This window comes from Treponema primitia (assembly GCF_046533075.1).
Taxonomy (GTDB): Bacteria; Spirochaetota; Spirochaetia; order Treponematales; family Breznakiellaceae; genus Termitinema; species Termitinema primitia_B.
In genome coordinates this window covers 115667-129457 of sequence record NZ_JAJQRB010000068.1, presented here as the reverse complement: position 1 = coordinate 129457, position 13791 = coordinate 115667, and the positions used below count along the sequence as shown (strand labels likewise).

Sequence of the window (13791 nt, the reverse complement as noted above, 5' to 3'; positions counted from 1 at the left end):
CATATTTAATTTTTTTTCTTTACAATTGCTCTTATCCATATACGATCATCACCATACATAAAATATTTATTAGATATTATCATTCTATAGTCATGTTTATGGAGCATATATTTAACAATAGAAATAATAAATTTTAAAAACGTATAAAAGCATTTTAACAAAGGTATTTTTTTTACTATCTCTTTTAATTTGCTTTTTTGTGTTATGTTTGATTGTATATTAAATTCTTCTTCTAATGTTATTCCGCAAGTAGTTATATATAAAAGTTCTAAATCTGAGTTTTTTATTGCCTTGGTTAAGGATTCAATGGTAAAAAAAGATAGATGGGGAGCATCATTTTCACGATGTTTCCCATTATATTCCATATCATCATTTGGAACTTCAATAAGTGCTACTCCTTTGTTTGATAATAAATATGATATATTTTTCAATACTGATAAAATATCATGTCCATTAAAATGTTCTAAAACATGTGACATTATGATTATATCAAAACGTTGCTTTATATCAGCATAATCTTTTTTTGCCGAAAATAATTCTTTGAAAATATTAACATATTTTTTCTCTAATTTTACTTGTGTACTATTATCAGGTTCAAATGCATAATATTGACTTTTATTAAATATAATTTTAGCAATATCAAATATATCACCATGACCGGCACCGATATCCAATATATTTTCTACCTTAACTTGTGAAATAAATGTGTTTACTAATAATAGTTGTGCAATAGCTCGATATGGTATTCGAAATGCATCACTGAAAACAGAGCGTTGAAAAACCGATCCATATCTATAGTGGTTTGCGTAAAATTGATTAAGATCATTTTGTTCAAAATAAGAATCCAAAAAACCAAATCCGCATTCCGGACAAATTATAATTTTCTTTGATAAGAAGATGGATGTATTAAAAAGCGTATTAAGATATTCTATTGATGAAAAAGTATTTGAAGTAAAACTACAGATCGGACATTGATTATTTACTATGTTTTTTTCCATGCTATTCAAATAACTCCTTTTATACTCATTAATTGTTGATATTTACCCTCTCAATTTTTTCTTTACAGCCATTTCTTTTTCAGAAATACGTTTTATCCCATCTCCTAAAATTGTATCAAGATCTTTTATACGCTTTCGCAATAAATCCATAGCATGAATTTCCAGAGAAGCAGACTGGTCAGAACCCCATAGTGTATGATCAAGTGTAATATGTCGTTCAATAACCCTTGCTCCAAGAGTAGCAGCAATAACTGAAGGCTCTAAGTCATATTCGTGACCGCTATATCCAATTATACAGTCATAGCGTTTTTTCAATTCAGATATAAGACGGAGATTCAGATCTTCCGGTGGTGTAGGGTAGGTTGAATTGGTATAAAAAAGCACATAGCCGTTTTTGCTATGTTTCTCCAGAATGTTTACGGCAGCATCTATTTCTTCATAAGTGCTCATACCGGTTGAAATAAACACTGGTTTTCCTGATTGGGCGCTTTTTGTAAGAAGTTCCATATCCGTTATTTTTGCGGATGGTATCTTAATAAAGGGGATATTATAAGTAAGTAGAAATTCAAGACTTTTTGTATCCCATACAGAGGCAGTCCAAAGGATGGGTTTTTCGTTACAATAAGAATTTATATAATCATATTCTTTTTTTTCAAACTCAACCTTAAAACGATAATCCAAATAGGTCATTTGACCCCATGGGGTATCCCGCATGAGATTTTTTTGATGCTCCGGAACACAAATTTCAGGGGTTCTTTTTTGAAATTTTACACAATGCCATTGGGTTGCAAAAGCAGCGTCGATCAACCTTTTGGCAATTTCAATGTTTCCATTATGATTAATTCCTATTTCTGCAATAAAGAAAATAGGTTCTTCATCTCCAATAGATAAATTATTTTCAAGGATAATTTTTTTCTTTGACATAATTATTTTCCTCCAATGACCTTTAGAAATGCACTCTTAGAATCTTCAAAAGTAAATTCTATTGGGTTATTATTCAGAGCAGATTTTAAATCCAGGCCACGTTCGGCAAGAAAATCTATCTTTGTCTCATCTATTCCATAATCACGAAATTTCTTCCCCAAATAACTTAATGGTTTATAAGAAGCAATCATTTTTGCAAAGGCCGCTGATTTCTCAGCAGGATTTTCAAGACGGGGAGCACCGGCTATACGGTCATAAAGATCTGCGTAAAGATTGCAGCCTTTTCCAACATTAATAGCGACAACTTCAGGAAACAAGGTTGCAACCGCAAATCCATGGGGAACATGGTTATATATGCCCAAAGGATAGGAGAGGGCATGACAAGCGCCTGTATCTGAATTGTATATTGCAAAGCCTGCAAGATTGCTTCCCAGAAGAACATTACGCCGGTATTCAAGGTTATTTTTGTCTTCAAAGATTTTTGGTAAGGAATTATAGATAAGTGAGAATGCTTGCAAAGAGTACATACGGGTGATTTCATTTGAACATTTCGCGGTATAGGATTCCACTGAATGGGCCAAAGCGTCCATGCCGGTACATGCGGTTACCGTATCAGGCATTGTTATGGTTAAATCGGCATTTAAAACTGCATAATCTGCGGTGACATATTTACCGCCAATGGCCCGTTTAAATTTTGTTTTCTCATTTACAAGAACAGCGCCCTTGGTTACTTCGCTGCCTGTTCCGGCAGTAGTAGGGATTAATATTTTACGAATTCCCCGGGTAAAAGGTTTTCCTGTACCATGATAATCTTCTACGGGTCCTTCATGAAGAATCATGACCGAAAGAGCCTTAACAAGATCCAAGGTACTCCCCCCACCAATACCGATGAGCAAATCCGGAGGATTTTTTCTGAATTCGCTGGTATATTTGTTTACAATGTCAGTTGTCGGCTCTACTACCTTAATAGTTTCGTAACGGATTTTAAATTTAGACTCAAGAAATAATTTTAATTTCTTAATTGATGGGTTATCCGCCACACTGGCATCGGTGATAATTACAATATCCGATGCGCTTTCTTCCTGTAAAATAGCAAAAATATCTTCCGATAAAGAATCGGAAATAACAATTTTTGCTTTTGCATCAAATTGAATCATTTTTTACCTCCGCGAAGCGTTTTGAGCGCCTTTTTTGTACTTTCAAGAATATAAGAAAATTCATCATCACTCATCCAGAGATGAAAGGGAAATGAAATCATATTATCGTAGAATTCATCCGTATTTGGACAATTTGCTTTACCAAATCCCATCTTTTGAAATAAAGGATAACGATATAATGGATAATACTGAACAATCGCCTTAATATTATATTCATAAAATAAAGACTTTATAAGATCATTATTTGACTTTCCAAATATTTTACCGTCATATTTTGCGGAAAGTAAATGATAAATGTGTTTATAACCCTTTCGTACTTTCTGAAATGAAATCTCCGGAAATTCTTCAAGTTCTTTTCTGAAGTATTCGGCCCGTGCAATACGTTTATCATTCATACTGTCCAAACGTTTCAAAACAGCGGAAGCTAAAGCGGATTGAGGTTCGCTTAAGCAGAAATTATATGGCCATACTCCTTCAATATCAAGATCAACATTTGACATCGCAGGAATCCAGTAATGTTCGCGTTTCTGCGTATATGGACGTGCTCCGTTATGGCGTAATCCGGGAATTTTTGCTGCTAATGCGGCGGACTTAACAACTATTGTTCCTCCTTCACCAAGGGTAGTAAGATTTTTCTGACCATGGAAACTGAATACACCACAATCGCCAAAAGTCCCGGCTTTTTTTCCACTTAATTCTGCGCCGATAGACTGGGCGCAATCTTCTATAACAAAAAGATTATACTTTCTGGCAAGGGCCATAATAGCCTTCATATCTGCCATAAGGCCATACAGATGGACAGGTACTACAACTTTTGTTTTTTTTGTAATGAGTTTCTCAATCGATTCAGCAGAAATAAGGCGGGTTTCAGGATCAATATCTGCCCATTTTATTTTTGCTCCTGTTCTGCCAAAGGGTATGGCCGAAGCACAAAAAGTATGCCCTGGTAGAATAACCTCATCACCCTTCTTTAATCCTGATAATATTGCAGCTAAATCGAGTCCGTTAGTTGCATTCGCTACGGCGAAACAATTTTTTACACCAAGATACGCGGAAAAATCTTTCTGAAACTGTTCAAGATATTTCCCCTGTGTCAAAGGATCCGCATGCCGCGCTGCTTCCACTAAGACGGCAATTTCTTCATCATTGTAATCAAAAGCTCGTCCACTCCAGTTAATTGTCATGATTTCTTCCTCCATGAATAATAATTTTCTAATTTCTAAGATGGGATTGCATTGTTTTTCTGCTCTATACTTACAAAAGACATTTCTTCATGTAATATTCGCATAACTCAATTTCTTCATAACTATCTATTTCGTAGGATTGCCAAAAAGGCATTATATATATTGAAATTTTTCCTCCGATACGATTATTCTCTTTCCGTAAAACCTCAGGTGTGAAAATATATAAAGATCCGTTCTCAAGAAAATTTGGTTTTCTATCCTGACGTCTTCCACGATTTTTATAATCAAAATTTATACTTTGTAAAATCCCATCGCGTTCTCCCCAAATAGTAAAATCATCAAGCGTGGTTGCGGAAAAAAGAGAATCGGCATTTTCTTGATAAAAAAGATCTACGGCTTTGTCAGTATCAAAAGGCTGCCGCAGAGGGGACGTGGCCTGATAAAAAACAATTAGATCAACTTTTTTTTCTTTTTTTTCGATTTCATTTAAGGCATGAATAAGCGCCGATTCTGAACTGGCGGTATCTCCCGCTATTTCAGGGGGACGGCGTATTACATTCGCGCCATATTGAAAAGATATATCAGAAATTTCATTATCGTCAGTAGATACATAAACATTTCGTATTGAATCACTTTTTTTGGCATGCTCAATAGTCCAAGAGAGAAGAGGTTTACCACAAAAATTAATTATGTTTTTCCGGGGTATACCCTTCGACCCGCCACGGGCTGGAATAATCCCAATAATATTCTTAGTCATGTTTCCCTTTCTTTAAATAATATAATAATTCCCGAATTACCCCGTGCCCCCCATTAACAGGAAGTATAAGCTTGGATATTTCTTTTATTTCCCTATAGGCATCATTAGGGCATACAGGATAACCTACGGCTAGCATTGCTTCAAGATCGTTAAGATCATTGCCAATATATAAAGTTTCTTCTAGTTTTATATTTTTATCTTTACAATAGGCAAAAACAGCCTCATTTTTTTTTGCTATTCCATGAATTACGGGGATCTTTAATTTTTTAGCACGACAGGCAACAACATCATTTTCTTCAGTGGAAATTATAATTTGGAGAAGCCCCCATTCTTTTATTATTGAAACGGCTAATCCATCGGAACGGTTACAAATAACGCTTTCCCGGCCGTCTTCACCTACTATTACCGTATTATCAGTCATAACCCCATCAAAGTCATAAACAATTAAGCTTAATGGTATATCTGATATTTCTATTGCCATTAATTCAAACCTATTCAGAAAATATATTTAACGCCAATGGATGCGCGAAAATTCATATCGTATTTATTATGATGATCATATGTTGGATTAATGATTTCAGTATATACAATACTCGAAAATAAACCAAAATGGGAATATATGTTTAGATAATTATTAATCCCAAAGGATAAAAATGCTTTGAAATTATAATCCTCCTCAAATTTTTCCGAAAGGGGTTCGTCAAATTTTCTAAACCAAAGATAATCATTGTTAATTCCTTCTCGTTGAATAAATAAAGCTGAATACCCTTTTTTATAAAAAAGGGTAAAACCCAAATATTGACTATTTCCACCTGAACCAGATCCGGAACCAATCCATTGTCCCCTATTCGTATGCCCTTGTGTAATAATATGATGAGCATAAAAAGTAGTGGGATAAGCAAATTCATACTCTCTTGTGGATTCCAGATTGGTTATTTCTACCAATAGTTCTCCCTGGAAAGCGCTATTAAATATAATATTCTTTCTACCCCCTAATGTAAAAGCCTGAGTATGAAAGGGATTTCTGATTAAACCATAAATTCCGCTACCGGTTCCGTCGTTTCTTGCCCATTCAAAATATAACTCAAACCCGACGCTTGGAAATAAATAACTAAAGACCATTGAAGCGCGTTGATCCCTTTCATCATATCCCGTAGAAGATGATTGCATTAATGGATTAAGTAAATCAAAAATGCCTGTGAAATCAAACTCATCCCATTTTGTCAGCATAATACGATTTATTCCTATGGTTAAACCCTTTAGTAGAGATGACGGGGCATAGGAAAAAGAAAAACCGGTTATAAGATTATGGTCATTTGAAGTATCATTATCAAAATATTCAGATTCAGATAAATATCCCCACCATGCGCGAGCCTCTATATCGCCGATATACCAATTCAACTTCGGAATCGTTACCGGCTGTTTTCGGACGCCCAGATCTAGCTTAGGATATGTTGGGGCGTTATTCGAGTGGATAATAGGATTAATGCGTGCAGGCCCAAGCCAAATTGATTCTGTTCCAAAACCAATGGTTATTGTCTTCCAGACATATCTAATTTCACTGTCACCCCAGTCATATATAAAAAAAGGTTCATCACCGAATCGCTGCGGCGCATCAATATATTTTACACCATAATCGCCAAATCTATCCGCTTTATTCGAAAAATCATAATCAGAATTACTTACATAAGCAGGGGTAATATAATTAAAGTTAAGATTTTGTGAAAAACTAATTTGTGGTTTAAAAGTAAATTCTATTCCATAACCTTCAAATCTGACGCCGCCGGTAATACTGGAATTTATTCCTTTTCCCTGCCAAAGGGCTCCGTCATTTTGACCATAAGGAATGGATGAATTATATGACGTAAATAATTCAGTATCATATATGCGCATAAAAATATCGTTATTAAGTACTCGTTTTTTACCTAAATTTAAACTTGTCCAAGGGTGGATCACATCTTTATCAATTATCCAAATTGAATCTGATAAGGTTCTGAAATTTAAATAAGGGCGTTCTACTATCCCCTGCAACGCAAGAAAATCATAAAACCGCTCGTTATCTGACAGCAAGACCTCTTGGGCGCTGATTTTAAAAGAAAATATTAAGAATGTAAAAAAACAAATAAATTTATATCTATAAATCATGATTAATTCCATCGGACATCTTTTTAAATTCACTGTTCCTTTGATATAAGTCTTCAAAACTTCCTGAATCAACAATAATTCCTTTTCCCATTAAATAAATTATATCGCAGTTTTTTACAGTTGTTAAACGATGCGCAACCATAATTATTGTTTTTTTATGGTTTAAATTCTTAATAGCATCAATAATCGCGTTTTCCGTCAAAGTATCCAAAGCACTGGTAGCTTCATCCAGAATAAGAACTGAAGGATCATGGTAAACTGCCCGGGCAATTCCGATACGCTGCCGCTGACCACCGGATAATCGGATGCCGCGCTCTCCGATTATAGTACTATACCCATCAGGGAGTTCGCTGCTAATAAAATCGTGAATACTGGCTAACTGTGCAGCCCTAAATATTGCATTATCATCTATTTTATCAGGAGCAATTCCAAAGGCAATATTATTTCTGATCGTATCATCGGTTAAATATATAGATTGAGGTACATATCCAAGATTTTTTTGCCATTTTTTTATATTAAAACTATTAATTTCAGTATTATCAATAGATATTTTTCCGCTTTGGGGTTCCAATAATCCTAAAATTATATCTATAAAAGTAGTTTTTCCGCATCCGGTTGGGCCAATAATTGCTATTGATGTATTTTTTTTGATAGTAATACTCTGATTCTTAATGATATCATTGTTAGTTTGTGGATAGTAAAAAACTATATTTTCAAGTTTGATATTGTTAAAAAAATCCATTTTTTGAACGTTTTCTACCAATTCATTTTGTTTGGGTAATCCATTGAAGTCTTTATGGAGTGTTTCGACGATAGGGAAATAGTATTTAATGTTTGATACGGATCTGAATACCTTTTGAAGTGAAGGCAAAAGTCTATATGCCCCGAAAGCATAAACTGTTAGAACGGGAAGGAATGCATCAATTTTTACTCCGGTATGTATCATTACGACAATAACCATAATTATTCCGCCCAATGTGATTGTTTCAAGTAAATACTTGGGGAATTCATTAATCACATCAATTTTTGCATCATTCATAGAAAAATTTTTCGAAGGTCCGGAAAATAGTTTTACGAATACGTGTTCTTTGCTCAATATTTTTATATCCTTAATGCCCCCAAAGGTTTCATTTATGTATTTATACTTTAAAAAATTTTGTTGTGCCCGTTCTTTTCCTTTTCTTGCCAATAGTTTTCTTACAAAGGAAAAAATAACAATATATGAAAATCCAAGTATTGAGCTAAGAATTAAGGCTAACCAGGGATTTAAAACGATCAATAAAATAATAATTGATAAAGAAATTATAGAACTTGATATAATTTGCAGAAAAGCAATAAGTATATTGTTAACAAAGGTATTTACATCACTCAGAATATTTTTAGATAAATCGGCGGTATTTACATTTAAGTAGAAAATATACGGCTGCCGTAGGTACTGTTCAAAAAGCTGCATGCTGATAGAATGTCGTCTTTTGGCTGAATAAAAGTAAATAAGAATATTAATTCCGGAAAGACATAAATTACTAAGCGCTAAAACAATAACAACAAAAACACCGGAAGCAATAGTAAAATCGGCATCGGATGAAAAATTAAAAATCTCATATACCTTATTTAAATATGTATTTGAATGTATCATATCAGGATTGGATATTACTGAAATAAAAGGTCCGATTGAACCAACCCCGATTAATTCGATAAACCCCATGATGAGCATTGCAAAAAGCACTAAAATAAGTTGGTTTTTTTCATGTTTGTTAAAAAACGAAAGGATCAATCCAAGTTTCATTATAATTTATCCTAATGTCTCATTATTATCAGCAAACATGAATGATATTTCCAGGCATATCAAAATAGGTGGTTATCATAGTTGCTATCTTCCAACTGAAAAGTACTGCAAACCCGCTTCTTCAACTTCTTCCCGCTTATAAATGTTTCTCAGGTCGAAAAAGAGGGGGAGGGTGAGTGCCTTCTTTATGTTCACTAAATCAAGATTTCTGAATTGATTCCATGGAGTGAGGATTACCAGGGCGCCGGCGCCTTCAATTGCATCATATTCCCCATTGGCAAAAAAGACACTGTCCTTTATGGCATCAAGACGCCATACTGCCTCTTTCATGGCTGCCGGGTCCCAAACCCGAAGTTTGGCCCCGCGCTTTACCAACCCTTCGCAGATAGAAATGGCGGGCGATTCCCGCATATCATCCGTATCCTGCTTAAAGGCTAACCCAAGGATGGCGATGGTTCTCCCTGCCAGGGAACCGGGTCCGCCGAAACCGGCCTCAATCTTATCCGTCATTTTGAGCCGCTGCCGTTCATTGGCCGCTATGGTGGTTTCTACCAAAGAAAGGGGGGAACCAAAATCACGGCCTATCCTGGCCATGGCCTGGGTATCCTTGGGAAAACACGAACCGCCATATCCGGGACCGGGGTGAAGGAATTTGGCGCCTATCCGTCCATCCCGGCCCATGGCCTTAGCCACATCCTGTACATTGGCGCCGATTTTTTCACAAAGATTGGCTATCTCATTAATAAAGGTGATCTTAAGCGCCAGAAACGCATTAGAGGCATATTTAATCATCTCCGCCGATTCGCGGTTGGTTTCTATATAAGGAGTTTCATTCAGATAAAGAGCGCGGTACACTTCTTTCATGATTTTTCGGGCCCTCTCGCTTTCTGTACCGATAACTACCCGATCCGGATGGGTAAAGTCCTGTACCGCAGAACCTTCCCTTAAGAATTCCGGGTTGGAAACCACATCATAGGGGATATCGGCGCCCTTTTTTTTAAGTTCTTCTCCGATCCAATCGCTTACCTTTCGGCCTGTTCCCACAGGAACAGTACTTTTATCTACCACCACCGTATAGGATTCTATTGCCCTCCCTATTTCTCTGGCAACAGTTTCCACATAACTTAAATCGGCGCTTCCATCGTCCCTGGGCGGAGTGCCAACGGCGATAAATACTACATTATTTGATTTGACCGCATCTGCTAAATTGGTGGTAAATCGCAATCTGCCGGAAATAATATTACGTTCCACAATGGCATCAAGCCCCGATTCATAAATGGGAATAATCCCTTTTTTTAGTTTTTCTATTTTATCAATATTATTATCCACGCAGGTTACATAATTCCCAAAATCTGCGAGACAGGCGCCGGAAACAGAACCCACATAACCTGTACCTATTACGACAATATTTGCCATTTTAATTCCTAATCAATATTTATAACTGCTTATAAAACAGCATTAACTTATTAGTTAATTTATCATTATCTTCTTTACCTCGTACCGCAATCCGTATATAGGACGCATCCGGGATACCCTTCTTGCCCGCAAGATCCTTAATCAGTATATCATTATGTTCCAAAAGATGTTCCGCTAATTCCCGGGCAGTAATGTTGGATTTTATTTGACAAAATAAATAATTTGCCTGGGAGGGGTAAACTTTAAGGAAACCAATGTTTTCCAGATTTTTCTTAAAACGCTCCCTTTCCCTGATAAGCTCTGTACAGGAGAAGCGGTAATCTTTGATATATTTACCGATGATTTGCAGGAAATATTCCCCGAAGGAATTGATGTTCCATATTGGAATATGGGAGCGGGTTTTTTTAATAAATTCTTTGTCACCCGAGGCAAGAACTCCCAATCGTATTCCCGGAACGCCAAAACTTTTGCTCAGGCTGCGAATAACAATAAGGTTTGGATATTTATCTAAAATGTCCTGTTTTAAAAGAGAAGACTCCCCATCAAAATCGCAGAAATCTATAAAAGATTCATCCAGAATTAATTTTTTATTTTTCGTCTTTAATTCGTCCAGAAGATCAAGGATATCTCCGGCGGGGATACAATTTCCTGTGGGATTATCGGGGTTTATTAACAGGAGCATATCACATTTTTCGGCAAAAATAGAAAGATCTTTTTTAGAATAGGAAAAACCTTCAGGGATCAGTGGAACAATTTTGTTTTCCGCAAAACTTTCCGGGTATTCGTTGAAAGTAGGGTAGATAACCCCCAGTGAACCCCGTAAGGTGGCCGCCGCAGCACGGATCAGTTCCGCCGCTCCGTTTCCAACCAGGATAGCCGAATCATCTATCCCGAAGAGCTTTCCCCCGAGCAAATTCTGGGTATTGAGGCCCGAAGGATAGGATGCGATAAGGTCTGTAAAATAGGCTTTCATTTCATTAAACATCTGTTTTGTGGGAAAGTAAGGATTAACCAGATAACAGAAATCCAGCAAACGGGGAAACCGCCAGTACCCGCCGTAACATTTCGTAATCCGGTTAAGCCGTTCGGAGGCAGTATCGCTGAAAATTACTTCGGCGATGTTCTTATCCTGGATGTCATCAATTTCATACCATTTCTGTCTTGTTAGGATAAAGGCTTTAAGCTCATGTTGATCTAATGTGGTGATTACCCGTAATACCTGCTCATAATATTCATTGTTTCCCATGGCATGGGAATAGGCTTCCAGAAAGGGTACATAAATGTTCCGCAGGAATTCTTTTGAGAACTTATAGATGTTTACCGTTTTATAATACGTTTCCTTTTCATCATAGTTAAAGATTTTTTTAGGTATGAAGCTGGCTATAATATTATCATCCGCAAGCTTAACCACCGTACCATCCATCCATGATTCGTACTGCGCTACCGCAGCAATGGTTGGTTCCGGATTTTGGAGCATGTCCGATATGAGCTTTTCTTCAAAGATCAAATCACTTTCCAGGAGCAGGGTATCATCCTGCAGCAAATAATCTTTGGCAAGGTAGAGAGAATATATATTATTAGTTTTATTATAAATGTCATTTGATACGTATTCTATGGAAATATTTTTGTACTTTTTCCCAAGAAAGGCTATAACATTTTCCTTTTTATATCCCACAACCATAATACATTTACGTATTCCCCCTATATCCAGGGCATCCAAAGCCCGTTCTATAAGGGTCCTGCCGTTAATGGGGAGCATACATTTGGTATTATCCTTAGTATATTTCCCTAATCTATTGCCCATACCTGCGGCAAGAATAACTGCCTGCATAATAATTCTCCTCTGTCAGTTTAATAAAAATGACCCACGCCGATATATATTTCCCGAAAATCTCCGGATGGCAATTTTTTATTCTGGATTAGTTTCTGTAAATTCCATCCTAAACTACCCCGTATATAAAAACTGCGCCATGAAAGGGGATAGGCGATAAACTCAAAACCACCGGTAGGAATAATTTCTTTAAAAGAGTAGGTCTCGCCATGGGTATCTTCTCCCCGTAACAAAGCTAAATCAATAAAGGGCGCAAAGTGCAGCTCGAAATTAAACGGCCGAAGAGCCCGATATCCAAACCACTGGGAAGGAAGGAACTGGAGTACCCTCAGGGGAAATTCCATGTTTAAGGAAAGCATGGCGTCGGCATGCAGGGAATCATCCATCATGCCCCGCAGGACATCCCCGGCTTCAATATTGGGATTGTTAAAGTACTGCCGGTACTGAAACCGGCTGGAAATACCAAAGAATGAGCTTATCTTGAAATGTCCTATGGCGGTAAATTTCAGATCGTTGTCCCATTTTAAGGAGTAATTGTTGAATTCGTTTTCGTTTTCCAATTTGACATCAATACCTGATCGGTAATTCCCTTTCCAGTTAGTCTGTCCAAAACCAAAACTATGGCTGAAGATGGTTGCCGGACCTCTCCGGTATTCCCCGATATCCCCGCCGGGGCGGTAATTGATCTTCTCTGTAATTTTCGGCGTATAGGACAGATCCCCAAAATCACCAACCTCAACTCCTGTGGGTATCTTCCATTGCACGTAGGCTTCACTGGACATGAACCAAACGTCGGGAAAAAATTCTTCGCTGGTACCGATTCTATGCTTTTCATCATCACTGGTCTCTTCATTGAGAATAAAGGACTGGTTCAGCCCAAAGGTAAAGGTGCTTTTTGCCCAGGAGGGCAGTTCAAGGGAAATACCCGTGGTGTTTTTATAGTAGAAAGGATCGTTTTCGGTATATATAAAACTATTATCAAAATTTAAATTCCATGTATAGCCGAATAATTGAAAGGGGGTATCCGAATCTATATCTAAAAAAACGGAATTTTTATTATCCTCCAATTTGTATCCCAGGTTGACCGCCAGGGGACTCATGGTTCCTAAAAAATTATAATCCCGGGCTTTTAAGGTAAGGGACAGACCGGTGTTGGAATCGTATTTAGGTTCAGGGAGGACAATGAAATTCCAGGTATCCGCCGTATAGACCGTGAGATCCACCGGAACCAGGCCGTCTGCCCCGGCTTCGCCGATGATATACTCAATCCTGGATTGATCCGCTTCTAATACCCGCTGGTTTCGCAGCACCTGGGTCCTGCGCCGTATGTAGGTTTCCAGAGCCCGCTGTCCATGCAAGCGTTCCCCGATTTCCAAATCCACCTTATCCATAAGGGCGAATGGGCGGGTGCGGCCATTGATGGTAAAATCAATTTTCTGTATGAAGTATACGGTCTCTTCCGGCGGAACGGCGTAATCCTGCTGTAAATCCGGGGATGATTCTGAAAACTGTCCATCGTCCAAAGTTTCCTGGGCGAAGAGGGGCATCCATGTAAGAAGACTAAAGAATGCCAGAAAAATCAAAAGAGATGTT

At 37.3% G+C, this 13791-nt stretch carries 11 protein-coding genes; all 11 read right to left on the bottom strand.

Annotated elements, in window-relative coordinates:
• Positions 1-5 precede the first annotated feature (5 nt).
• Positions 6-998 carry a class I SAM-dependent methyltransferase gene (locus tag LQZ19_RS14630; protein ID WP_411048418.1) on the bottom strand — a complete coding sequence of 331 codons (993 nt, stop codon included), beginning with the start codon at positions 996-998 and terminating at the stop codon, positions 6-8.
• A gap of 42 nt (positions 999-1040) precedes the next feature.
• On the bottom strand, positions 1041-1922 hold the full coding sequence (locus LQZ19_RS14625; protein ID WP_411048417.1) for an N-acetylneuraminate synthase family protein: 882 nt from the start codon (positions 1920-1922) through the stop codon (positions 1041-1043).
• Positions 1923-1924: 2 nt separating this feature from the next.
• Positions 1925-3079, bottom strand: coding sequence for an iron-containing alcohol dehydrogenase (locus LQZ19_RS14620; protein ID WP_411048416.1), 1155 nt, complete (start codon positions 3077-3079; stop codon positions 1925-1927).
• Positions 3076-4263 carry a DegT/DnrJ/EryC1/StrS family aminotransferase gene (locus LQZ19_RS14615; RefSeq protein WP_411048415.1) on the bottom strand — a complete coding sequence of 396 codons (1188 nt, stop codon included), beginning with the start codon at positions 4261-4263 and terminating at the stop codon, positions 3076-3078. Before LQZ19_RS14615 ends, LQZ19_RS14620 begins: the two co-directional genes overlap by 4 nt.
• A 70-nt stretch (positions 4264-4333) precedes the next feature.
• Positions 4334-5020 carry an acylneuraminate cytidylyltransferase family protein gene (locus LQZ19_RS14610; RefSeq protein WP_411048414.1) on the bottom strand — a complete coding sequence of 229 codons (687 nt, stop codon included), beginning with the start codon at positions 5018-5020 and terminating at the stop codon, positions 4334-4336.
• Positions 5013-5501, bottom strand: coding sequence for a KdsC family phosphatase (locus LQZ19_RS14605; protein ID WP_411048413.1), 489 nt, complete (start codon positions 5499-5501; stop codon positions 5013-5015). The genes LQZ19_RS14610 and LQZ19_RS14605 overlap by 8 nt, the downstream gene beginning before the upstream one ends.
• A 14-nt stretch (positions 5502-5515) precedes the next feature.
• Positions 5516-7177 carry a capsule assembly Wzi family protein gene (locus LQZ19_RS14600; protein WP_411048412.1) on the bottom strand — a complete coding sequence of 554 codons (1662 nt, stop codon included), beginning with the start codon at positions 7175-7177 and terminating at the stop codon, positions 5516-5518.
• Positions 7155-8951: an ABC transporter ATP-binding protein gene (locus LQZ19_RS14595; RefSeq protein WP_411048411.1), complete on the bottom strand. Its 1797-nt coding sequence runs from the start codon at positions 8949-8951 to the stop codon at positions 7155-7157. The genes LQZ19_RS14600 and LQZ19_RS14595 overlap by 23 nt, the downstream gene beginning before the upstream one ends.
• 84 nt (positions 8952-9035) lie before the next feature.
• Complete coding sequence (locus LQZ19_RS14590; protein WP_411048410.1) at positions 9036-10367, bottom strand: UDP-glucose dehydrogenase family protein; 1332 nt, start codon at positions 10365-10367, stop codon at positions 9036-9038.
• Positions 10368-10386: 19 nt separating this feature from the next.
• A complete protein-coding gene (locus LQZ19_RS14585) occupies positions 10387-12198 on the bottom strand; it encodes an aminotransferase class I/II-fold pyridoxal phosphate-dependent enzyme (protein WP_411048409.1) in 1812 nt (603 codons plus the stop codon).
• Positions 12199-12218: 20 nt separating this feature from the next.
• Positions 12219-13781: a BamA/TamA family outer membrane protein gene (locus LQZ19_RS14580; RefSeq protein WP_411048408.1), complete on the bottom strand. Its 1563-nt coding sequence runs from the start codon at positions 13779-13781 to the stop codon at positions 12219-12221.
• Positions 13782-13791: the final 10 nt, after the last annotated feature.